This window comes from Thioalkalivibrio sp. ALgr3 (assembly GCF_000377325.1).
Taxonomy (GTDB): Bacteria; Pseudomonadota; Gammaproteobacteria; order Ectothiorhodospirales; family Ectothiorhodospiraceae; genus Thioalkalivibrio.
Genome location: NZ_KB897982.1, coordinates 38,726 through 61,740 on the forward strand (window position 1 = coordinate 38,726; position 23,015 = coordinate 61,740).

The following is a 23,015-nucleotide window of genomic DNA, read 5'->3' on the forward strand; positions in this document are numbered from 1 at the left end:
AACCAGCAGCTTTCTGCAAGGATGGGCCTATGAACCCTCAGCCGCAACGGTTCGTCAGCCGACTGACCCGGGAAACCCTGGCACTGGTGCTTGCCGGAGGTCGCGGGTCGCGACTCAAACAACTGACGCTGTGGCGGGCCAAGCCCGCCGTACCCTTCGGCGGCAAGTTCCGCATCATCGATTTCCCGCTGTCCAACTGCATCAATTCCGGGATCCGCCGGGTGGCGATCCTGACCCAGTACAAGGCGCATTCGCTGATCCAGCACATCCAGCGCGGCTGGAGCTTCCTGCGCGGGGAATTCGGCGAATTCATCGAACTGCTGCCGGCGCAGCAACGCATCGAGACCTCCTGGTATTCGGGGACTGCCGACGCGGTCTACCAGAACGTCGACATTATCCGGCAGCACGCCCCCAGTTATGTGCTGATCCTCGCCGGCGATCACATCTACAAGATGGACTACGGGCAGATGATCGCGCAGCACGTTGAAAGCGGGGCGGACATGACCGTGGGCTGCCTGGAGGTACCGAAGGAGGAGGCCACCGGGTTCGGCGTGATGGGCGTGGATGCCGAGGGGCGCGTGACCTCGTTCGAGGAGAAACCCGACGATCCGGCGACCATCCCGGGCAGCGAGACCCATTCGCTGGCCTCCATGGGGATCTACGTCTTCAACCGCGATTTCCTCTTCGAACAGCTCATTCAGGATGCCGACGACACCTTCTCCAGCCACGATTTCGGCAAGGACATCATCCCCCGCATCATCGAGAAATACCGCGTGATGGCGTACCCGTTCCGCGACGAGGCCGGCCAGCGTCAGGGTTACTGGCGCGATGTCGGCACCATCGATTCCTACTGGAAGGCCAACCTGGAGCTCATCGGCGTGACCCCCGAACTCAACCTGTACGACAGCGAATGGCCGATCTGGACCTACCAGGAGCAGCTCCCGCCGGCCAAGTTCGTGTTCGATGACGACGACCGCCGTGGCATGGCGATCGACTCGATGGTCTCCGGGGGCTGCATCATCTCCGGTAGTCGGGTGCGGCATTCGCTGCTGTTTTCCAGCGTGGAGGTCAGCGCCTGCGGCGAGGTGGAGAACTCGGTGATCCTGCCCGACGTGCAGGTGGGCGAAAACGCCGTGATCCGCAACGCGGTGATCGACAAGGCCTGCCGCATCCCGCCGGGGACCGAGATCGGGCTGGACGACGAGGCCGATGCCCGCGATTACTACGTCTCCCCCGGGGGCGTGCGCGTGGTCACCCCGGAGATGCTCGGCCAGGCGCGTCACCATGTCCGCTGAGCGCTCCTCGAAGGCCCTCGCCCGTGTTCCGGACAAGCTGGACGTGGTGCTGTGCTGGCACATGCACCAGCCGCAGTACTTCGACGGCGGCCGCCGGGAGTATGCCCTGCCGTGGACCTACCTCCATTCGCTGAAGGACTACACCGACATGGCGGCCCATCTGGAGGCCTGCCCGCGGGCGCGGGCGGTGGTGAACTTCGCCCCCATCCTGCTGGAACAGATCGCCGACTATGCACGGCGCGTGGACCGGGCCCTGAAGAACTGTGTGCCGGTCGGGGATCCGGTGCTGGACATGCTCCACATGGACATCGTGCCGGTGGAGCCGGACCAGCGCCGCGAGATCATCCGCGCCTGTCTGCGCGCCCACGCGCCGCGCATGATCGACCCGTTTCCGCTGTTTGCCCGGCTTGCGGCCATCGGACGCCAGGCGCTGGAGGACGACATTCTGCTGGCGCATCTGGACGGGCGCTTCTTCCAGGAACTGGCCACCTGCTATCACCTGGCCTGGACCGGCGAGACCGTGCGCCGCGCGCGGCCCGAACTGCAGGGCTGGCTGAAGGCCGAAGCCGGCTTCGAGTCCGGGGTGCGCCGACGCCTGCTGGAGATCCTGCGCGACGAGCTGCACAACGTGATCCCGCGCTACCGCAAACTGGCGGAACAGGGGCGGGTGGAGCTCTCGTTCACCCCGTATGCCCACCCGATCATGCCGCTGCTGCAGGACCTGGCTTCGGCCCGCGAGGCCATGCCCGAGGCCGAACTGCCGGAGGCCCCGGCGTATCCCGATGGTGAAGCCCGGGTGCGCTGGCACATCGAACGCGGGCTGGAGGTGTTCGAGAAGCACTTCGGCATGCGTCCGACCGGTTGCTGGCCGTCCGAGGGCAGCCTGAGCGAGGCCACCATTCGCCTGCTGGACGAATACGGCCTGCGATGGACGGCCAGCGGCCAGGGCGTGCTGGGCAACAGCCTGGAAGCCGCCGGCGGCATGCCGGATGCGGAGGACAATGGCAACGGCAACGGCGAGGGCGAGGAAGACGGGCCCCGCGACCTGCAGGGCTGGCTGCACCGTGGCTATCGACTGCGGGACACCGAGATTGCGCTGTATTTCCGCGATGACGGACTGTCCGACGCGATCGGCTTCCGCTACGCCGACTGGCACGCCGATGACGCGGTGGCCGACTTCGTGCACCACATCGGAAACATCGCCGAGGTGGCCCCGGCCGGCAGCGTGGTGTCGGTGATACTCGACGGCGAGAACGCCTGGGAGTACTACCCCGAGAACGGCTTCCATTTCCTCAACGGGCTGTACGAGGCCCTGGCGCAGCACGAGCGGCTCAACCTGTGCACCTTCGACGACGTGTGCGCCCATGCGACGACTGCCGGGGGTGCGGAGCCGGTGGAGCTCCCCGGCGTGGTGGCCGGCTCCTGGGTCTACGGGACCTTTTCCACCTGGATCGGCGACCCCGACAAGAACCGTGGCTGGGATCGGCTGATCGAGGCCCGCGAGGCCGTGGATGCCGCGATTGCGGAGGACCCCTCGCTGGATACACCGGAACTGCGCGAACAGCTCGCCATCTGCGAGGGTTCCGACTGGTGCTGGTGGTTCGGGGCCTACAACCCGGCGGGTTCGGTCAGCGACTTCGAACAGCTCTATCGGCGCCACCTGGCGCGGCTCTACCAGCTGGCCGGACTGACGGTGCCCGAGGCCCTGGACGAGGTGCTGTCGGTGGGCGGCGGCGATCCGGCTGCCGGAGGGACCATGCGGAAAGGGCAGGACTGATTGATGGAAGAAACGCAGCATTCCAATCCGCTGCTGCAGCGTCGGCGTGCCGGCGTGCTGCTGCACCCGACCTCGCTGCCGGGGCCGCATCCGGTGGGCACCCTGGGCGACGACGCGTTTCGCTTCGTCAACTGGGCCGCTTCGGCGGGATTCACCCTGTGGCAGATCCTGCCGCTGCACCCGGTGCAGAGCGACGGGTCGCCTTACGCCAGCATCTCGGCCTTTGCCGGGGATCCGCGAATGATCGATCCGGCGCGGCTGGCGGAGGCGACCGGGATCGTCGATGACGGCCGCCCGGTGGAAGAACTGCTGCAACGGGCCGGTGAGGCGGTGGCACGGGAAGAACATGCGCTGCATTCGGCCTGCCGTGCGTTCCTCGAGGAACAGGGGCCGATCTGGCTGGATGACTTCGCGCTGTTCTGCGTGATCCGGGCGCGCCACGACGATCGCCCGTGGTGGGAATGGGACCCGGAGTTCCGCGACCGCCAGCCGGAGGCCCTGGAGCGGGTGGCCCGCGAAGAAGCGCAGGCGCTGGAGCAGGTCCGCTTCGTGCAGTTCGCGTTCGCCGATCAGTGGCGTACGCTGCGCCGCCATGCCAACGACTGTGGCCTGATGCTGCTGGGGGACATGCCGATCTTCGTTGCCCATGATTCGGCGGACGTGTGGGCGAATCGCGAGCTGTTCGACCTGGATGCGCAGGGACAGCCGCGCACCGTGGCCGGGGTGCCGCCGGATTATTTCTCCGAGACCGGACAGCGCTGGGGCAACCCGCAGTACCGCTGGGACCGCCTCGCCGAGACCGGCTACGCCTGGTGGATCCTTCGCGTGCGGCGGGCGCTGGAGACGGTGGATGCCCTGCGGATCGACCACTTCCGGGGGTTCGAGTCGAGCTGGGCAATCCCGGCCGAGGAGCCGGACGCGACCCGGGGTTACTGGTTCGAGGGGCCCGGTGCCGAATTCTTCGAGGCGCTGGCCGACGAACTCGGGTACCTGCCGGTGCTGGCCGAAGATCTGGGGGTGATTACGCCGGAGGTCACCGCGCTGCGCGAGCGCTTCGATTTTCCCGGCATGCGGATCCTGCAGTTCGCGTTCGAGGGCGGCGAGGCCAACCCGTACCTGCCGGCGAATCATGACGAGATGAGCGCCGTGTATACCGGCACCCATGACAACGACACCACCGTGGGCTGGTTCGCGTCACTGGATGAATCCATGCAGCAGCACGTGCTGAATGTCCTGGCCGAACCGGAAGATGCGGCCGACACCATGCCCTGGCCGCTGATCCGCACGGCGTACGCCTCGCCGGCGCGTATCGCGATCCTGCCGATGCAGGACGTGCTCGAGCTGGACAGCAAACACCGGATGAACCGTCCCGGGACGGTGGAGGGTAACTGGGACTGGCGTTTTGACTGGGAGTGGGTGCCCGGAGAGCGAGCCGGCGAGATGCGGGCACTGGCCGAGGCGCACGCGCGCCTTCCGCCCGACTCCTGAGCTCGCGGTCCCCGCGGGGAATCCCGCGGGCCACAATGAAAAAGGCCCGGTCCTGAGAGGACCGGGCCTTGCTGGCTGCCTGCGATTTCGCCTGCGAGCCGGCTCTTACTGCTGGGGCGCCATGCCGGGCGCGCCACCGCCACCCCCGGGTTGCTGCTGCTGCATCATTTCCTGCTGCAGGGCTTCCATACGCTCGATGACATCGTCAATGTCGGCGTTTTCCGCACGCATGGCGCTCATCAGGTCCTCCCGCAGGGATTCCTGGGCGTCCAGGATTTCCGGATCCTCGGCCACGGCCTGCTGGGCTTCCTGCAGGTTGCGCTGCGCCTGCTGAACGTCTTCGGACTGGATCAGCTGCTGGCGTTCTTCCGCGCTCAGGTCGGGATCACGCAGGCCTTCCTCGGCGGATTCCAGGGTGTCCAGATCGGAACGCGGTTCAAAACCGGCGGCTTCCATCTTGTCGAGGACCAGTTCTTCCAGTTCCTCGCCCTTGCGCTCCAGCTCGGGGTTGTTTTCGATGGCCTGCTGCTGGGTCTGCGCGAGGGTCTGCTGGAGTTCCTGCATCTCCATCTGCGGGCCGCCCTGCTGCGGCTGCTGCTGGCCGCCCATGCCCTGGCCCATGCCCTGGGCGTGGGCCATGCCGCTGGCCAGTGCAAGGACTGCGGCGGCGGTGAGGCCGATGATCGACCGGGAGTGTTTCTGCATCGTACTGCTCTCCTGAAAGGATGTCTCTTGCCACTCTGAAGGCGAGTGATGAACCACAGCTTAACAGCCTCGAGGGCCGGGTGTCGGCCCGCCAACGGGCCGTGATGCCGGCTGTGGCGGTGATGGAGAGACCGCGCAGATGGCCCGTACGTTCCGTTGACAGGAGATTCGCCCGATCAGCGCCGCAGATAGCGGAACCACGAGGCGATGTTGAGCAGGCTGGCCAGTGACTGGGCGAGATAGGTATAGGCGGCGGCACGCAGGATGCGCTCTGCGTGGCGGTAATCCGGCTCGTGGAGGTAGCCGCCCTCGCGCAGCATGGGCATCGCGCGGCGGAAACTCGCGTCCAGTTCCGTGGGCAGGGTCACGAAATGGACCAGCGCCGCCATGCCCATCGACAGCACGCCGGCCAGGAAGAACAGGATGCCCGGCGCCGGGTGGCGGGTGATCAGGGTGATGATCGGGATGCCGATCATCAGGATCGCGCCCAGCCGCTGGGCGTGACGGGTGGCGGTCACCAGGGTGCCGCGCAGTTGCAGCGGGCGGTAGCCCCGTGCGTGCTGCACCGCGTGGCCGACCTCGTGGGCCGCCACGGTGACCGCGGTCAGCGAATGGCCGTGATAATTCTGCTGCGACAGCCGCACCGTGCGGTCGGCGGGGTCGTAGTGGTCGCCGTCTTTGGTGGTCTCCACGTCCACATGGGTCAGACCATGGCGGTGCAGCAGCTCGCGCGCCATGGCCGCGCCGCTGTAGCGGTAGCGGTCTTCGGGGCGGTGATATTTCTCCATGGTGCGCCGAACCCACCAGCCCGGCAGCCAGGCGATCAGCAGGAGCAGCGGTATGACCAGGATCAGCAGACGCATGCCATGATCTTCACCGGAGCGGCCCGCCGGTCCAAGAACCCCCGGCAGCCCGCGGGGCGGATACCGGCCGGCCGGTCACTGGTCCGTCATTCGTCGACGTCGTCGTAGTCGCCCTTGTGTTTCGGATTGGGGCGTGCCCGGCGGTCCCGCGAGTAATCGGTATCGTCGGTTTCCGCTTCGGGCATGCGCCGCGATTCCAGCACCCGGAGGTTGGCCGCCGGCGCCGACCCGTCCTTGTCCTCGCCGAAGTACAGCGTGGTGTGCGGGAACGGGATCTCGATGCCGGCAGCGTCGAAGTGGCGCTTGACCAGGCGGTTGAACGCGCGGCCCAGGCCGAACTGGGTGCCGGGCGCGGTCATGATGCGGATGCGGATGTTGACCGAGGAGTCGTCCAGCGCGGTGACCCCGTGCACCTCCATCTCGTCGAGCACGTTGGGGCCCTGTTCCGGGTCCTGCTTGAGCTCCTCGAAGGCCTCGCGCAGGCGGACGATGACCTCGTCGATGTCCTCGCGATAGGCCACCCCGTATTCGCCCACGTGGTAGGCGTACTCGCGCATGTAGTTGGAGACCGCATCCACCGCGGAGAACGGGATCAGGTGGTAGGTGCCGGCGAGGTCGCGCAGCCCGAGCGAGCGGATGGTGAGTTTCTCCACCGTGCCGGTGGTGCCGGTAACGGTGATGACGTCGCCGACGTTGATGGCGTTTTCCAGCTGGATGAACACCCCGGTGATGATGTCCTGCACCAGCTTCTGCGCGCCGAAGCCGATGGCCAGGCCCAGTACGCCGGCGCCGGCCAGCAGGGGGCCGATGTTGATGCCGAGCTCGGCGAGCACGATCATCACGGTGAATACCAGCAGGGCGATCGCCACCGCATTGCGGAAGATGGTGAGCAGGGTCTGCTCGCGCGCGGTGGGCTCGCCGTCGCCGGTCGCGGGGTTGAGCCGGTGCTCGATCCAGCTGGCGAACACCAGCCACACCAGCGCCGCCGCCAGCAGGATCAGGGCGACGGAGATCGCCGTGCCGAGGATCAGCGCACCGGCATCCGAACGCACCCAGTCGATCAGGTTGAACGCGCCCCAGCCATCGGCGATGACCGCGAGCACGATCAGCAGGATCACCAGACGCATGGTTTTGAGGGCCCGCGGTACGTAGGCATTGAGACGGGCCTGCAGCAGCGGGAACTTCTCGCGGGTCTCGTCGGGGATGGCGATCTCGCGCCCGATGATCTGGGTCAGCAGGGTCGCGATGAAAAAGCCGACGAAGGCCGCGATCAGGGTCTGCAGCGTGGCCGTGGCCATGAACGGCAGCGCGTCGTCCGGACGGACGATGCTGACGACGGTCAGGGCGAGGAAATAAAGCAGCGCCAGCAGGTGCCAGAACCGTGCCAGCAGGCTGGTGACGATGCGGGTGAACGAGAAATACGAGCGGTTCGCCAGCGCCATCAGCCGGTCATGCACCCGCTGGCGGTTCTGCAGGATGATGGTGGCGGCGTACAGGAAGGCCGTCAGCATCACCAGCAGGCCGAGGGACCGGCCGGCCTCCGCGGAGACATGCATGCCGGTCAGTGGCACCAGCAGCAGCAGGCCGTAACCGATGTAGGACACGATGCGCGCGAGCCAGGCGTTCCAGTAGGCGGCTTCTTCCCCGGCCATGGGCAGCAGGCGCAGGCCCTGGTAGCGGGTGGCGAAGATCAGCCGCAGCGCGGCGCGCGCCAGCTCGATCAGCAGGAAGGCATTGAGGAACAGCGAATGCCGGGTCTCCATGGCGCCGGGTTCGCCCAGTACGAACAGCGCCAGGCCGTAGCCGGCAACCCAGGCCAGGACCACCGCCACGAAGTCGATGATCGCGGCCAGGCCGACCCCGGGCAGGGTCCGCAGCAGGCGGTACTGTTCGGCCGCGTTGAGGACCCAGCGATCGATGCCGCCGAACATCGGCGACGCCACGCGGCGCAGGACCCAGTAGATCACCAGGGTGATCAGGATGATGATCGCCAGGTCTCCGACCGCCATGCCGAAGGGGATCGGGTCGATGGCGCGCAGCTGCGCAATGGTGTCTTCGGCCACCGTGCCCAGCGCGCGGACCTCGGCCACCGTGCCCTCGGCCAGTCCCTGGGTCAGCCGGGCGATGCGGCGGGGCAGGGTCACCGCCTGTTCGGCGGTCTCGTCTTCCGCCGTGGTCTCCGCCGGATCCGCGGCGCCTCCCTCCGCGCGCAGGGTCTCCAGCAGCCGTTCCCGCGCCTCCGGATCTTCCAGCAGCTCGATCAGCGCCGCGTGGGTCTCGGCGGAGGAGGGGGCATCGTCCGCCATGGCCGGGCCGGTGGTCAGGGCCAGCGTGGTCAGGAGCAGGGCCAGGAGGACGAAAAGCGGGTGCTGCGGCGAGCGAAGTGGTGCGGCCACGCGGAACCTCGGACGGGCGGGATGGAACTTCGCAGTGTAAAGGTCCGGAAGCCCGGACCAAAGTCCCGTTCAGTGTTTCCCCGGGCATTCCCGCACCGGCCGCAGCCAGCCGGGTCCCAGCACCCCCATCTGCTCCTCGATCCACGCAATGCGGCGCTCGAGGGTTTCGCCCGGGGTCACCGGATCGAGGCGTCCGGGGGAGGGCAGGATGGCCGCCAGACGCGCGGCCTGCTGCGGGGTCAGTTCGCTCGCGGGGACATCGAAATAATGCTGTGCCGCATTTTCGATCCCATAGATCCCGGGGCCCCACTGGGCCAGGTTGAGATAGACCTCGAGGATGCGTTCCTTGGACCACAGCAGTTCCATGCCCACGGTCAGACCCGCCTCCAGGGCCTTGCGCAGCCAGGAACGCTCATGCCAGAGAAACAGGTTCTTGGCGGTCTGCTGGGTGATGGTCGAGGCCCCGCGCAGGCGTCCGCCGCGCGCGTGGTCGGTCAGGGCCTGGCGCACCGACGACCAGTCGAATCCGCGGTGCCGCGGGAAGCGCTGGTCCTCGGACGCGATCACCGCCAGCAGCACCGCGTCCGGCAGTTCGTCCAGCGAGCGCCACTCGGGCCGGTGCCGGGAGGCGGCCGCGCGGTCGGTGGCCGTGACCATCGCCATGCCGTAAGGTGGATCGACCCGGGCGAAATACAGCAGCACCGCGACCACCGCGGCCAGCACCAGCCCCAGCAGGGCGACGAGCAGCCACAAGAGGTAACGCAGCGGCCCCGGTGGCCGGGCGCGGCGACGTCGACCCAGGAGCATCATCGCGGGCGCCGCTCCGCCGTCGGGGTTTCGTGGTGGTTGTACCCGGAGTACCGTTTCATCGGAAGCAAGAATAGCGCAGGAAAGGTCCGGCTGTGGCGAACTCCGGGACCTTCGCACGGCCCAAGGATCACGGAGATCGCCATTCGCCGCGGATCACGCGACAGGTCGGCCGGACGCGTTCCGGCCCATCAGAGACAACAACAAGGAGGCGAGCCATGGAATACCTGCCGTATCGCTACACCAGCGGAAGCGGGGAGCAGCTGACCTTCGAGTTCGCGCTGCATCCCGAGACCGATTCGGCCGTGCGCGTGCAGCAGTTGCTGGATCGCGTGCTGACCACGGTGGATCACGAAGTGGCGGTGCTGGGTGACACCTGCAACGGTGATCTGCTGCAGGCGCTGGCGATGGCGCTGGCGGTGCGCACGGAAATGATCCCCGCCGACGGCGAGATGACCCGCGGTCTCGCGCGCGATGTGGTGGAGCGTGCGCTCCGGGCGCTGCCCGAGGCGCGCCACGAAATGAGCGGGCCCGTCGGCCATGCCTGAACCGCGCGAACGGCCCGTGGTGTTCTTTGACGGCGGCTGCCCGCTGTGCCGCCGCGAGATCGGCCACTACCGGCGCCTGGACACGGCCGGGCGGATCGACTGGCGGGACATCCATGCGGACGCCGCGGCGCTGGAAGGCCGCGGCATCGCGTGGGAGGACGCCATGCGGCGCATGCATGCGGTGGACGAACACGGCCGGGTGGTGAGCGGGGCTTACGCCTTCGTCGCCACCTGGCGGCACCTGCCGTACTACCGCGTGGCGGGGGTGGTGCTGCATCGGCTGCCGCCGGTGGTCTGGCTGATGGACCGGGTGTACAACGTGTTCGCCCGTTCGCGCTGGCGTTCCCGCTGTCGCGACGGGGTCTGCCCGCCGCAGTGAGGCCCCGGTGAGCCGCGCGGCGCGCGGGCCGCAAAGGCCGCAGAAGACCTGTGTGGTCTGCGGCCGTCCGTTCACCTGGCGGCGGAAATGGGCGCGTTGCTGGGACGAGGTGAAATACTGCTCGCAGCGCTGCCGGCGGATGCGGGGCCGGCGCGGTCCGGTATAATCGTGGCCTGGTCCAGGCATGCCCGGGAGGGCCGATGTCCCGACACGATGCGCCCGACGAGCTGGAGCTGACCCTGGAGGCGGTTCTTTTTGCCGCCACCGAACCCGTACCCCTGCGCGATCTGCGCGCCGCCTGCGCGGAATCGGGCGAGGTCGAGCGCGCGTCGGTGGAAGCGGCGCTGGCGCGTCTGGAGACGCGCTATGCCGACCGCGCGATCGAACTGGTGCGTTCGGCCGGCGGGTACCGTTTCCGCGTCCGGCCGCAGTACTCGGGCAGCGTGCGCGCGGCGCGGCCGGAACGCCCGCAGCGGCTGTCGCGCGCGTTGCTGGAGACGCTTGCGATCATCGCCTATCGCCAGCCGGTCACCCGCGCCGAGATCGAATCGGTGCGCGGGGTGGCGGTCAGTTCGGGGATCATGCGCGGGCTGCAGGAACGGGAATGGATCTACGTGGTGGGGCACAAGGAGCTGCCGGGGCGACCGGCGCTGTACGGCACCACCCGCACCTTCCTCGACGATCTCGGACTGCAGGCCCTGGACCAGCTGCCGCCGCTGGACGAGATCCGCGATCTGGCCGACGTGGCCACGGACGCCGGGCTGTCACTGGCGACCGACGAGGCCAGTGAGGCCGACGATGACGGCGACGGGGAGGGCGACGCAGCGGCAGCCGGCGAATCCCGGGCACCGTCCTGATCAGCGTTTCCTTCAGCGGTCGCGGCCGTTGTACATGGTCGCGATCGCCTCCCGGTAGTGCTCCCGGATCACCGGCCGCTTGAGTTTCATGGTCGGGGTCATCATGCCGTTCTCCACGCTCCACGGTTCGTGGATCACGTACACGTGGCGGATGCGCGCGTAGCCGGGGAAGTCCTCCAGCTGGTGGTGAATGCGGTCGAGGATCGCGCGTTCCACCTTGCGCGGTGGTTCTCCCGCGGTCGCCGGGTCGATCCCCTGGTCGGAGGCGAAGGTCTGCCAGGCGTCCGGTTCGGGAACCATCAGGGCGGTGAGGAACGGCTGCCCGTCGCCCACCACCATGATCTGGTCGAACAGGCCGTCGAGGCCGATGGCCATCTCCATGTCCGCCGGCGGTACCTTCTCGCCGTTGGTCAGCACCAGGATGTCCTTGATCCGGCCGGTGATGAACACGTGGCCCGTGTCGTCGATGCGCGCCTGGTCGCCGCTGCGCAGCCAGCCGTCGGCGTCGATGGTCTCGCGCGTGGCCTCTTCATTTTTCCAGTAGCCCAGCATCACGCAGTTCGAGCGCGTCTGCAGCTCGTGGTTTTCACCGATGCGTACTTCGACGTCCTTCAACGGTTTGCCGATGGAGGCGGGCAGGTTGTCGTCCGGGGTGTTCACGGTGACCACCGGGCCGGCCTCGGTCATGCCGTAGCCGTGCAGTACCGGCAGCCCCAGCCCGATGAACAGCTGCGCCACCGGCGGAGGCAGCGGGGCCCCGCCGCAGACCGCGAACCGCACCTGGCCGCCCAGGCGGTCGAGTACCTTGCGCGCGACCAGGCGGTCGAGCAGTGGCCACAGCAGGAAGGCGGGGGACCAGCGACCCCGGCCCTGCTGGTGTTCGAACCGGCGCCAGCCGACGGCGGCGGTCTTCTCGAACAGCCAGCGGCCGAGCGCCGACTTCTGCCGGAGACCGGCGCGGATTCGCCCGTGCACGCGTTCGTAGATCCGTGGCACCGAGATCAGCACCGTCGGCCGGATGGTCTGCAGGTCTTCGCCCAGGCGCTGGATCGAGCGGGCGAAGGCGACCTCGGCCCCGACCATCATGGGCATGTAGCAGCCGGCGGTGCGTTCCAGCATGTGCGACAGCGGCAGGAACGACAGGAAACGGTCGGACGGTCCGAGCGGGCCCGTGAGGGACGAGGCCCAGGCGTTTTCCACGATGTTGCGGTGCGAAAGCATCACGCCCTTGGGCCGGCCGGTGGTGCCGGAGGTATAGACGATGGTCGCGAGGGCGTCGGGGTCGAGTTCCGGATAGCGGATCGCGGACGGGTCGCCGCCCCGCAGCCAGTCTTCCAGTGGCAGGACCCGCGGATCGCCCGAGGTGCCCGCGCTGTCGCTCAGGCGTACCACGCGCTTGAGCGACGGCATCTTCTCCAGATGCTCCAGCAGGCGGCGGCCATGCACGGTGTCGCCGATCAGCAGGGCGCGCGCCTGGGTCTGCCCGATGATGTAACCGACATTTTCGGGACGGTCATCGGTGTACAGCGGTACCGTGACCAGGCCCATTTCCATGGCGGAGAGGTCGGCGGCGATCCACTCGCGCGAGTTGCCGACCATGATGGCGACGCGGTCGCCCGGCCGCAGGCCCTCGGTGGCCAGCGCAGCCTGCCAGCGGTCGACCGTGCGGCCCATCTCGCCCCAGCTGCTGGAGGTCCATTCCTCGCGCTCGGGGTCGAACTGGCGGTAGGCCGGGGCATCGGGGGTCGCGGCCACGCGGGCGCGGAACAGCGCCGGCAGGGTGGGGGCGTCTTCCGGACGGATGGTCGCGGGGTGGACCCGGGCGTTGGACATGCGCGGTCTCGCTGGACTGGTCTTGCCCTGCAAAGTAGAGGACGGCGCGGGGCGGGGGCAAGCGCGGGACGGCCGCCCTACATGCCGAGCGGATGCATCGCCGGGCCCGCGGCCACGGCCCCCAGCACCAGGCTGAAGCCGAGTACCGCGATGATCGCGCCGCCGGTCAGGCCGAAGGCCGGCCCGATCCAGGTCAGACGCGCGGCGCGGGTGCCGGTGAAACGCCGCCGGGTCCAGTCGCGAGCGTAGACCGCGAGCATGGCCAGCACGGAGACCGTGATGGCGGTGCCCGCGGACATCGCGAGCACGGCCGCCACGCCGGCCCAGACCAGACCGACGGCCGCGGATACCGCCATGATCAGCACGGCGCCGGAGCAGGGGCGGATGCCCACGGCCAGCACGGTGCCCCACCAGGTGCCCTTGTGATCGGGGTCGACGTGGTGGGGTGTGCCGCAGCCGCAATCATGCCCGTGGTCGTGCTCGTGCTCGTGGTCGTGCCCGTGCGCGGTGGCTGCCCGGCGCCGCCAGGCCTGCCGCAGGGCGCGCCCCATCAGCCAGACGCCCAGCAGTCCCACCAGGGCGAAGCTGGCGATCTCCAGGTGGCGGACCTGTCCCAGGGTCTCGCGTGTCAGCCAGCCGAGCAGGCCGACCAGCAGACCGACCAGCAGGATGGCCGTGACGCCCTGGGCGAGCGATGACGCCGCCGACAGCGCGATGCCGCGGCGCAGGTTCTGCGGCTGGGTCAGCAGATAGGTGGTGATCACCGCCTTGCCGTGCCCCGGTCCTGCGGCGTGGAAGACCCCGTAGAGAAAGCTCACGAGGATCAGCAGGGCGCCCGCCTGTGCCGAGGGCGCGTCGCGCAGCCCGTGCAGTCCCCGGGTCAGTTCGCGGTGCAGCTGGCGCTGGGTATGCAGGACCCAGCCGACCAGCCGTTCCAGCGGTCCGGCGTCATCCCCTCCCGGGAGCCCGGCGTCGGCGCGAGCGTCCGGGGCATCGGCGGATCCCCTCGTTTCGGCGGGCGGTGGCTGTTCCGTGGCATCGGCATCCGCGTCGGACTCCGGGCCGCCGCCAAGGGGGTGGCCGGCCAGCGCGAGCGCGGGCAGCAGGATGCCGACCAGGAGCAGCAGCATCGCAGCAGCCCGTCCCGGGCGGCGGTTGCGAGAGAGGGCGTGTCGGATCATTGCGTTATTGTATAACGTTCCAATGGCGCGAGGAACCCGACGTCATTCACATTCCAGGCGCGCAATCTCGGCAAAATGGCGTCCGAGATCTTCGATCGGGCTGCGGGATTCGCGTTCCAGGGTGGCGGCATAACGCACCAGTTGTGGATCCGGGCGTGGTTCCTCGAGTTCGACCCGGCAGCCGTCGCCGCGGTTCACCTGGATCACGTCACCGGGGTCATGGCGGATCTCGATCCAGTAGGTGGGGTCATAGACGCGGTAGGTGAAATCCTCTGCGGCGCCGATGTCGTGCCGGTCCAGCGGGATCTCGAAGCCCAGGTGCAGGCGCCGGTCCTCCAGGCGCAGCTCGGGGGATTCGGCGGGCGGGGTGTCCAGCGTTTCGCCGTCCGCCTCGAGTTCGGTGAAGTGGTCGTATTCCGCAAGGTTGTCGAGCATGCGCGGGCCGACCTTATCCAGCACCGAGTCGATGCCGGCATCGCCGTCCATGTCGCGGGTCATCTCCTCCAGCAGCATGTGGCTGTAGGTCGGGTCGATGACCCACAACTGGTGCATCGAGGCCAGTCGGCCGTCGGCGTCGAAGTCGAGGGTGACACGCAGATCGATCCAGGCATGCGGGTGGGCGGTGGCCATCGCGGGCAGACCGGCGGCCACCGCGATCAGGAGCGCCAGCGCCAGCCGGGCGCGTGCCCGGGTGGCGCTGCGGACAGCCCGCTCAGGCGCGTTGCCAGCGGGTGCCATCCGGCGTGTCCTCCAGTTCGATGCCGCTGGCGGTCAGCTCGTCGCGGATCGCATCGGCAGTGGCAAAATCCCGCGCGCGCCGCGCCTCGGCACGCGCGGCGATGCGTTCCTCCACCCATGCGGCGAGATCGGCATCATCGGCGACGTCGCCGCGGAACCAGGCCTCCGGGTCCTGCTGCAGCAGGCCCAGGAGTTCGCCGGCGGCCAGCAGCTCGCCCTTGCGGCGGGCGCGTTCGTCCTCGCTGTCGGCGGACTGCAGGGCATCCGCCATGCGGTGCAGGGCGGCGAGCGCCCCGGCGGTGTCGAGATCGTCCAGCAGTGCGGTGAAGACCGGGGTGTCCGCCGCATCGGCGGGGGTGGCCACGACCCCGGCGTGCTCGCGCAGCAGACGGTAGAAGCCGTCCAGCGCGTTGCGGCTCTGTTCCAGGGTGTCCTCGGAAAAGTTCAGCGGCGCGCGATAATGGCGCGACAGCAGCGCCAGGCGCAGGACCTCGCCGGGCCAGACCTGCAGCAGGTCGTGCAGCAGGCGGAAGTTGCCCAGCGACTTGGACATCTTCTCGCCTTCGATGGTCACGTGTCCGTTGTGCATCCAGTAGCGCGCGTAATGGCCACCGTGTTCGTCGCAGCCTTCGGCCGCGCAGCCCTGGGCGATCTCGTTCTCGTGGTGCGGGAACACCAGATCGTGGCCGCCGCCGTGGAGGTCGATGCTGCGGCCCAGATGGGTGCGGATCATCGCGGTGCACTCCAGGTGCCAGCCCGGGCGCCCGTTGCCCCAGGGGCTGTCCCAGCCGGGTTCGTCCTCGCCGGCCGGCTTCCACAGCACGAAGTCGCCGGGATGGCGCTTGTAGTCGGCGACTTCCACCCGGGCCCCGGCCTGCATCGCCTCGAGGGTACGCCCGGACAGGGCGCCGTAGGCAGGGTAAGAGGTCACGTCGAACAGTACATGGCCGTCCGCCGCGTAGGCGTGGCCGCGCGCGAGCAGATCCTCGATCAGGGCGATCATCTCGTTGACGTGATCGGTGGCCCGGGGCTCGAGGGTCGGCTCCAGGGTGCCGAGCCGGGCGATGTCCTCGTGGAAGGCCCGGGTGAAGCGTTCGGTCAGCGCGGCGATGGGTTCGTCGTTCTCGCGCGCGGCCTGGTTGATCTTGTCGTCCACGTCGGTGATGTTGCGGGCGTAGACCACGTTCTCCGGGCCGTAAAGCGCGCGCAGCACGCGGAACAGCACGTCGAACACCACCACCGGGCGGCCGTTGCCCACGTGCACGCGGTTGTACACGGTCGGCCCGCAGACATACATCGTCACCCGCTGCGGGTCGGCGGGAACGAAGGGCTCGCGCTGCCCCCCGAGGGTGTTGTGGATGACGAGCTGCGGTGCGCTGGCGTCGGCCATGGTCGGTGTTCCTTGTCGCGGTTTCAGGAGGCGCCGTAGAGGGTTTCGGGGTCGATCTGCGGGTCGCTGGTCACGGCAACCTGATCGCCGTCGACCTGCAGATAGAAACAGCTGCGCCGCCCGGTGTGGCAGGCGGGGCCGGTCTGATCGACCTTCGCCAGCACGGTGTCGCCGTCGCAGTCCAGATGCAGGGAATGCAGCTGCTGGACCTGGCCGGATGACTCGCCCTTGCGCCACAGCGCCCCGCGCGAACGCGACCAGTAGCAGACCCGCCCGGTACGCAGGGTCTCCTCCAGGGCCTCGCGGTTCATCCAGGCCATCATCAGGACCTCCCCGCTGTCGCCCTGCTGGGCGATGGCGGGCACCAGCCCGTCGGCGTTGAAGCGGACGCGGTCGAGGACATCGGCGAGCGGCTCGTGGTGGCCGGCCGGGGCTTTTTCCAGATTCTTGAACATGGCGGGTCGTTCAACTTGGTCGCAAACGTCAAAGAATAACATTCCGCGCCACGGGGCGGCCGGGTCTTGCGTCGTGTGCCCGTCCGGCGGATTCTTGGGGGAAGGAAGCACCGCGCAAAGAGGAGGGGGGCATGACACGCGACGCGAGTCCCGGGATCCGCCGCGGTGCCGCAATCACGGCTCTGGGTATCACCCTGATCTATCTGGTGCTCGGCCTGATGTGGATCGGGTTTTCCGACCGGGCGCTGCTGGCGCTGGTGGACGACGTGGAACTGCTGTCCCGGCTGCAGACCGGTAAGGGCTGGGCCTACGTGGTGGTGACCGCCGGGCTGCTGTTCGTGCTCATCCATCGCGCGCTGGCCGCCCGCGACCGGGCGGCCGCGGAGGCGGGGCGGGCCGCGCGCATCATCGATCACTCGCCGGTGCTGGCGATCGAATGGGAGGCGCGTGACGGCTGGCCGGTCACCTATGTCTCGCCCAATGCCGCGGACTGGGGGCTGGATCGCGAGGCCCTGCTGGCGGGCGATCCGGATTACGCCAGCCTGATTCACCCTGACGATCTGCCGTCCATCGTCGAGGAGGTGCAAATGCACCTCGAACACGGCCCCGATCGCTATACCCAGCTCTACCGCCTGGTGCTGCCCGTGCTGGGTACGGTCTGGGTGGAGGACCGGACCTGGCTCAGTCGGGACACGGACGGCCGTGTGACGCGCATTCATGGGGTGCTGCTGGACGTCACCGAACGCCGGCGGCTGGAGCTGGAGCGTCAGCGGCAGATGGAGCGGCTGGAACGGGCCGAACGCGATGCGGGCCTGGGCAGCTGGGAATACGATCCGGTGAACGGGTTCTGGTGGTCGGACCAGCTGTTCCGGTTGCTGGGGCGCCCGCCCGACGGTCCCGAACCGGACGTGGCCACGCTGCTGGAGCGCGACCTCGACACCGAGTCCGCCGACGGGCCACGCCTGGCTGCCACCTTGCGGGGCATGGCTGCCGGTACCCCGCCGCAAAGCCAGTACCTGCACGTACGCCGACACCCGGGGCGCGGGCCGGAGACCTGGCTGCGCTTCGGCATTCAGCGCGCGTCGTCGTTTACGGGTGACGGCCCCGGTGGCGCGTGGCGGGTGCAGGGTACGGCACTGGACATCACCGAACTGCACCAGGCCGAGCTGGAGCTGCGTGCGCTCAATGCCGATCTGGAGCGTCGGGTCGAGCGACGCACGGCGGAACTGCAGATCGCCAACCAGGAGCTCGAATCCTTCTCCTACGCGGTTTCCCATGACCTCAAGGCGCCGCTGCGCGGGATCGAGGGCTACAGCCAGCTGCTGGAGGCGGAGCATGCCGGGCGCCTGGATGACGAGGGGCGCGAATTCCTGCGCAATATCCGCCAGGGCGTGGCGCAGATGAACGAACTGATCGGCGACCTGCTGACGTACTCGCGCATGGAGCGGCGACCGCTGGAACAGCGCCGGATCCGGCTGCGTGACCTGGTGGCGGAGACCCTGCGCGCGCTGGAGCCGGAATACCCGGCGGCGGCGACGGCCGCGATCGACGTGCCGGAAGAACTGGAGGTCGAGACCGATCCCGACGGTCTGGGATTGATCCTGCGCAACCTGCTGGAGAACGCCTTCAAGTTCAGTGCCGGTCGCGACGAACCCCGGGTCCGGGTCGCCGCTCAGCGGCGGACGTCGGTGGTGCGTCTGGAGGTGGAAGACAACGGGATCGGCTTCGACGAGGCGTTCCGGGAACGCATGTTCGAGATCTTCCAGCGTCTCAACCGCGCCGAGGACTATCCCGGCACCGGCGTGGGCCTGGCCCTGGTGCGTCGCGCGGCCCGCCGACTGGACGCCCGGATCGAGGCCGAGGGCCGCCCCGGCGAGGGCGCGACCTTTCGTGTGGAGCTGCCGCAATGAGCGCCCCAATGAGTGACCCGGGCTCGCCACCGCCGATCTGCGTGGTCGAGGACAGCCCGGTGGATCTGGATCTGCTGCGCCATGCCTTCCGTCGCCGCCGCCTGGCCAATCCGCTGACGGTGGCGCGCGACGGGGAGGAGGCCCTGGCGGGGCTGGAGCGCTGGGCGCGGGGCGAGGAACCGGTGCCTGCGGTGGTCCTGCTGGACATCCGGCTGCCACGGATCAGCGGTCTGGAGGTGCTGCGGGCACTGCGCGCGCATCCGGAGTGCGGGCACATCCCGGTGGTGATGCTGACCTCGTCCGCGGATGACGCCGACATCCGTACTGCTTATGAATGCGGCGCGAATTCCTATATCGTGAAGCCGGTGGACTTCGACCGGTTCATGGACGTGGCCGAACAGATCGAACTCTACTGGTGCGTGTTGAACCAGCCTCCGGCCTCGGTGTTTACCTCAGGGAGGTCCCCGCCAGATGAAGATTCTGCTCGTTGAAGACAATCCGGTGGATGCCGATCTGCAGCGTCGGGCGCTGAGCCGTGACGGGGCGGAGGTCGAGATCCGCACGGCGGGGTCGATGGCCGAAGCCTGGGCGGCGCTGGAGGAGACCCGCTTCGATTGCGTGCTGCTCGACCTGCGGCTGCCGGACGGCAACGGCATGGACCTGATCCCGCGTCTGCGCGAGGCCGGGCGCGAGGAGGCGATCATCGTGATGACCGGCCACGGCGAACAGGAAACCGTGGTGACCGCCTTCCGCGTCGGGGCCGACGACTATCTGCCGAAGAACGAGACCTACCTGGATCACCTGCCGGCGCGTGTGCGGGACGCCCTCGGGCGTCGTCACCGGCGGCCGGAGGAGCTGGAAACGGTGCGCGTGCTCTACGCCGAGCACAACAGTTTCGACGTCAGCCTGACGCGGCGGGAATTCGCCCGCGCGGCGCCGCATCTGCAACTGGAAGTGGTCGATTCGGCCGACGAGGTCCTGGCGCGTCTGGACGGCGGGGCCGCGGCGGACGCGGGGTACCCCGACATCCTGTTGCTGGATTATCGCCTGCCGGGGATGGATGGCCTGGAGCTGGCGCGCCGCATCCGCAGCGAGCGGGGGCTGGACATCCCCGTGATCCTGGTGACCGGGCAGGGGACCGAGGAACTGGCCGCGCAGGCCCTGCGCCTCGGGGTCGACGACTATGTGCTCAAGAGCGGGGGCTACCTCAAGGGACTGCCGGTACTGGTCGACCAGGTGGTGGCGCGCGGACGGCTGCGGCGCGAACAGGCCGCCCTGGCGGAGAGCGAACGTCGCTATCGCCAGGTCATCGACAGCGCCGGTGACATCATCTTTCAGACCGATGCGCAGGGACGGCTCACGTTCCTCAACCCCGCCTGGACCCGCATGACCGGACGTTCGGTCGAAGAGGCCCTGGGGCATCCGCTGACGGACTTCGTCGAGGCGGGGGAGCGCGAGGCGCTGGCGGACGTGCTGCGCGGCGAGGCGGCCGTGTCGACGCTCCCGGACGAAGCCACGATCGGGATCGTGACCCGCTGGGGCGGGCTGTACTGGATGGAGCTGGAGGGGCGCTGCGAGCAGGATGCCGCCGGGCAGCCAACCGGGTTTTCCGGCAACCTGGTGGACGTGACCCGGCGCGTGCGCGACCAGCGACTGGCGGCCGTGCGTGCACGGGTGCTCGACCGGCTGGCCACCGGGACACGTGATCCGGGGTTCCTGTCGGACGTGATCCAGGAGCTGGAGTCACTGCTGCCGGAGCTGTCGGCGTCCATCATGCTGCGGGACCGCGAGACCGGGATGCTCGAATGCGTGGCGGCGCCGTCCCTGCCGGGTTCGCTGCCGTGGCTGCACAGCCCGGTGCCGGCCAGTGATGGCGTGGGCTCCTGCGGCACCGCGGCTTTTCGCGGCGAAACGGTGGTGGTGCCGCAGGTGACGGGCCATCCGTACTGGGAGGGCCTGGAGGCGCCCATGGAGGCCGCGGGGCTGCAGGCCTGCTGGTCGTTCCCGTTCTTTGATGACGACGGGCACGTGCTGGGCACGCTGGCCACCTACCTGAACGAGGCGCGCGAGCCGCGCGACGAGGAACAGGGTCTGATCGACGAGTTCACGCAACTGGCCGGTCTGGCGGTGCAGAAGCTGCACGCGGCGCAGGCCCTGGACCAGCGCGAGCAGGCGCTGGAGAGCTCGGCCCGCATGACCCTGGCACTGCTGCAGGCGGAGACCCCGGACCGGGTCATGAATGCACTGCTGGGGCGGCTGGGCGAGACCCTGGCCGGGGATCGCGCCTGGGTGGTGGTCATGGCCGCCGAGGAACCGGGCCGGGAGAACCGCGAGACGCATCGTTACTACTGGTTGCGCGGCGATTCGGCCGTTCCGGTCAGGCCACCCGCCCTGCGCAACCTGACGCCCGACAGCCTGCATGCGCGCTGGACCGAACGCCTGCGGGCCGGCGAGGCGGTCGCCGGCACCCGGGCGGAGTTCCCGGCGGAGGAACAGGCACTGCTGGAGCAGCAGGGGCTGCAGTCCCTGCTGCTGGCGCCGGTGTTCCTGGAGGGCGAATATCGCGGGTTCGTCGCGGTGGATGCGCTGGTGCGGGCGCGCAACTGGAGTGCGACCGACGTGAGCGTGGCGCGCATCTTTGCCAGCAGCCTGGGGGCCGCGCTGGCGCGGCGCGAGACCGTGGTCGGCCTGCGCCGGCTGGAAGCGGTGTTCCGCAGTACCCGCGACGGCGTGGTCATCACCGACCTGTCATCGCGCATCATCGCGGTCAATCCGGCGTTCACCGAGATCACCGGATACGCGGAATCCGAGGTGCTGGGGAAGAATCCGCGCATCCTCCAGTCGGGGTATCACGATGCCGAGTTCTATCGCGCCATGTGGCAGGAGCTGGAGAGCACGGGTTACTGGGCCGGCGAGCTGTGGAATCGCCGTCGCGACGGCACCGTGTACCCCGAATGGCTGAGCCTGTCGGTGGTGGTGGACGAGAGCGGGCAGCCAATCCATTACGCCGGCACCATCACCGACATGACCGAAATCAAGCGCTCGGAGAGCGAGCTCAACTATCTGGCCGAGCATGACCCGCTGACCGACCTGCCCAACCGGACGCGGCTGTATGCGCTGCTGTCGCGCGCGGTGGACGAGGCGCGCTCGGAGGGTCACCCGCTGGGCGTGCTGAGCCTCGACCTGGACCGTTTCAAGGACGTGAACGACAGCCTGGGGCATCCGGCCGGCGACGAGGCCCTGGTCGAGGTCGCCCGGCGCCTGGGCGACACGGTGCGCCCGCCGGACATCCTCGGCCGGCTGGGTGGCGACGAATTCATGGTGGTCAGTCAGCGGGCCGCCGACCACGAATCGCTGGGGGAGGTGGCGCGCGAGCTGCAGGCCGCGCTGGATACCCCGGTCCTGCTGGACAGCGGGCACAGCGTGCATCTCAATGCCTCGATCGGCATCGCCCGCTTTCCTGATGATGGCGATACCGCGACCACACTGATCCAGCATGCCGACGCGGCCATGTTCCATTCCAAGGAAAACGGGCGCGAGGTCTGGAGTTTCTACGAGGCGGAGCTGACCCGGGCGGCCAGCGAACGGCTGGAGCTGGAAGGTCGCCTGCGCGAGGCCCTGGCGAGCGGAACCGGCGAGCTGCACGTGCATTTCCAGCCGCAGGTGCGCCTGAGCGATGGCGTACCCGCGGGTGTGGAGTGTCTGGCGCGCTGGGAGACCCCGCAGGGCGAGAGCATTACGCCGGACCGGTTCATTCCGGTCGCCGAGGCAACCGGCCTGATCGTCCCGCTGGGCGAACAGGTGCTGCGCGAGGCCTGCCGGCATGGTGTGCGCCTGCTGCGCAAGGTGCGCAGCGACCTGGTGGTGGCGGTCAATCTGTCGCCGGTGCAGCTGCGCAGTGCCGGACTCGTGCGCCGGGTCGGCGAGATCCTGGCCGAGACGGGGTTCCCGGCGGAACAGCTGGAACTGGAGGTAACCGAGACCGCCATCATGAGCCAGGGCGATCAGGCCGTGTCCCGGCTCAATGCATTGAAATCGCTGGGTGTGCGTCTGGCGATCGATGATTTCGGCACTGGGTATTCGTCACTGGCGGCCCTGCAGGATTTCCCGCTGGACGTGCTCAAGATTGACCGGAGTTTCGTCGATCAGGTGGACCGCGAGGGCCGGGGGCGCTGGATTGCCGCGACCATCATCGCGATGGCGCGCAATCTGCATCTGGAGGTGATCGCCGAGGGCGTCGAGACGGCGGCCCAGGCGGCGTGGCTGAACGCCCACGGCTGTGATGTCGGCCAGGGATTCCTGTACAGCCCGGGGCTGCCCGCGGACCGGGCCGAGGCCTGGCTGCAGGCGCCCGGCCGGGTGGCGGCACTGGCCTCCGTCCGGCCGGGCTGAT

General features: G+C 68.8%; 19 protein-coding genes. 10 read left to right on the forward strand and 9 right to left on the reverse strand.

Translation table 11 applies throughout. The annotated features are described in order from the left end of the window. Positions 1 to 29 precede the first annotated feature (29 nt). The 3 genes from glgC to malQ are packed head-to-tail and all read left to right on the forward strand — an operon-like array spanning position 30 to position 4,560. On the forward strand, positions 30 to 1,295 hold the full coding sequence (gene glgC / locus C998_RS0109035; protein ID WP_018870542.1) for a glucose-1-phosphate adenylyltransferase: 1,266 nt from the start codon (positions 30 to 32) through the stop codon (positions 1,293 to 1,295). Continuing rightward, on the forward strand, positions 1,285 to 3,072 hold the full coding sequence (locus C998_RS0109040) for a glycoside hydrolase family 57 protein (RefSeq protein WP_018870543.1): 1,788 nt from the start codon (positions 1,285 to 1,287) through the stop codon (positions 3,070 to 3,072). Before glgC ends, C998_RS0109040 begins: the two co-directional genes overlap by 11 nt. Positions 3,073 to 3,075: 3 nt before the next feature. Continuing rightward, positions 3,076 to 4,560: a 4-alpha-glucanotransferase gene (malQ, locus tag C998_RS0109045; protein WP_018870544.1), complete on the forward strand. Its 1,485-nt coding sequence runs from the start codon at positions 3,076 to 3,078 to the stop codon at positions 4,558 to 4,560. A gap of 105 nt (positions 4,561 to 4,665) precedes the next feature. Here the strand turns inward: malQ and C998_RS0109050 are convergent, their stop codons facing one another. The 4 genes from C998_RS0109050 to mtgA form a co-directional block, all read right to left on the reverse strand. After that, positions 4,666 to 5,265, reverse strand: coding sequence for a hypothetical protein (locus tag C998_RS0109050; protein ID WP_018870545.1), 600 nt, complete (start codon positions 5,263 to 5,265; stop codon positions 4,666 to 4,668). 176 nt (positions 5,266 to 5,441) lie between these two features. Then, the gene (locus tag C998_RS0109055; RefSeq protein WP_018870546.1) at positions 5,442 to 6,128 is read right to left on the reverse strand and encodes a zinc metallopeptidase; all 687 of its coding nucleotides are present in this window, start codon (positions 6,126 to 6,128) and stop codon (positions 5,442 to 5,444) included. 86 nt (positions 6,129 to 6,214) lie between these two features. Continuing rightward, on the reverse strand, positions 6,215 to 8,524 hold the full coding sequence (locus C998_RS0109060; RefSeq protein ID WP_018870547.1) for a mechanosensitive ion channel domain-containing protein: 2,310 nt from the start codon (positions 8,522 to 8,524) through the stop codon (positions 6,215 to 6,217). Between the two features lie 69 nt (positions 8,525 to 8,593). After that, positions 8,594 to 9,334, reverse strand: a complete 741-nt coding sequence (mtgA, locus tag C998_RS0109065; RefSeq protein WP_018870548.1) for a monofunctional biosynthetic peptidoglycan transglycosylase — start codon at positions 9,332 to 9,334, stop codon at positions 8,594 to 8,596. A 215-nt stretch (positions 9,335 to 9,549) separates the two neighbouring features. Between mtgA and C998_RS0109070 the strand changes: the two genes are divergently transcribed. From C998_RS0109070 to scpB, 4 genes are read left to right on the forward strand one after another with little or no spacing between them, the layout of a single operon-like run. Further along, positions 9,550 to 9,879, forward strand: coding sequence for a hypothetical protein (locus tag C998_RS0109070; RefSeq protein ID WP_018870549.1), 330 nt, complete (start codon positions 9,550 to 9,552; stop codon positions 9,877 to 9,879). Then, positions 9,872 to 10,258: a thiol-disulfide oxidoreductase DCC family protein gene (locus C998_RS0109075; RefSeq protein ID WP_018870550.1), complete on the forward strand. Its 387-nt coding sequence runs from the start codon at positions 9,872 to 9,874 to the stop codon at positions 10,256 to 10,258. The genes C998_RS0109070 and C998_RS0109075 overlap by 8 nt, the downstream gene beginning before the upstream one ends. 7 nt (positions 10,259 to 10,265) lie before the next feature. Then, complete coding sequence (locus tag C998_RS14495; RefSeq protein WP_081617424.1) at positions 10,266 to 10,424, forward strand: DUF2256 domain-containing protein; 159 nt, start codon at positions 10,266 to 10,268, stop codon at positions 10,422 to 10,424. Positions 10,425 to 10,458: 34 nt separating this feature from the next. Beyond that, the gene (scpB, locus tag C998_RS0109080; RefSeq protein ID WP_018870551.1) at positions 10,459 to 11,115 is read left to right on the forward strand and encodes an SMC-Scp complex subunit ScpB; all 657 of its coding nucleotides are present in this window, start codon (positions 10,459 to 10,461) and stop codon (positions 11,113 to 11,115) included. Positions 11,116 to 11,127: 12 nt separating this feature from the next. Here scpB and C998_RS0109085 read toward each other — a convergent pair whose 3' ends face one another. The 5 genes from C998_RS0109085 to hisI all read right to left on the reverse strand — a co-directional run bounded on the left by C998_RS0109085 (position 11,128) and on the right by hisI (position 16,712). After that, positions 11,128 to 12,948, reverse strand: a complete 1,821-nt coding sequence (locus tag C998_RS0109085) for a long-chain fatty acid--CoA ligase (RefSeq protein WP_018870552.1) — start codon at positions 12,946 to 12,948, stop codon at positions 11,128 to 11,130. 77 nt (positions 12,949 to 13,025) lie between these two features. Beyond that, positions 13,026 to 14,129 carry a nickel/cobalt transporter gene (locus C998_RS0109090; RefSeq protein ID WP_026279555.1) on the reverse strand — a complete coding sequence of 368 codons (1,104 nt, stop codon included), beginning with the start codon at positions 14,127 to 14,129 and terminating at the stop codon, positions 13,026 to 13,028. 42 nt (positions 14,130 to 14,171) lie between these two features. Next, entirely contained in the window at positions 14,172 to 14,867 is a 696-nt protein-coding gene (locus tag C998_RS0109095; RefSeq protein WP_018870554.1) for a DUF1007 family protein, read from the reverse strand. Beyond that, positions 14,842 to 16,257 carry a cysteine--tRNA ligase gene (gene cysS, locus C998_RS0109100; protein ID WP_018870555.1) on the reverse strand — a complete coding sequence of 472 codons (1,416 nt, stop codon included), beginning with the start codon at positions 16,255 to 16,257 and terminating at the stop codon, positions 14,842 to 14,844. The genes C998_RS0109095 and cysS overlap by 26 nt, the downstream gene beginning before the upstream one ends. 23 nt (positions 16,258 to 16,280) lie before the next feature. Continuing rightward, positions 16,281 to 16,712 (reverse strand): phosphoribosyl-AMP cyclohydrolase, encoded by a 432-nt coding sequence (gene hisI / locus C998_RS0109105; RefSeq protein WP_018870556.1) that lies wholly within the window; start codon positions 16,710 to 16,712, stop codon positions 16,281 to 16,283. 131 nt (positions 16,713 to 16,843) lie between these two features. Here hisI and C998_RS0109110 point away from each other — a divergent pair, with 131 nt between their 5' ends. Genes C998_RS0109110 through C998_RS0109120 form a run of 3 tightly spaced genes read left to right on the forward strand, consistent with a single transcriptional unit; the run spans position 16,844 to position 23,014 of the window. Continuing rightward, a complete protein-coding gene (locus C998_RS0109110; protein ID WP_018870557.1) occupies positions 16,844 to 18,622 on the forward strand; it encodes an ATP-binding protein in 1,779 nt (592 codons plus the stop codon). Positions 18,623 to 18,630: 8 nt separating this feature from the next. Then, the gene (locus tag C998_RS0109115; protein ID WP_018870558.1) at positions 18,631 to 19,113 is read left to right on the forward strand and encodes a response regulator; all 483 of its coding nucleotides are present in this window, start codon (positions 18,631 to 18,633) and stop codon (positions 19,111 to 19,113) included. Beyond that, positions 19,094 to 23,014 carry an EAL domain-containing protein gene (locus tag C998_RS0109120; RefSeq protein ID WP_018870559.1) on the forward strand — a complete coding sequence of 1,307 codons (3,921 nt, stop codon included), beginning with the start codon at positions 19,094 to 19,096 and terminating at the stop codon, positions 23,012 to 23,014. Before C998_RS0109115 ends, C998_RS0109120 begins: the two co-directional genes overlap by 20 nt. The last annotated feature ends 1 nt before the right edge of the window (position 23,015 follow it).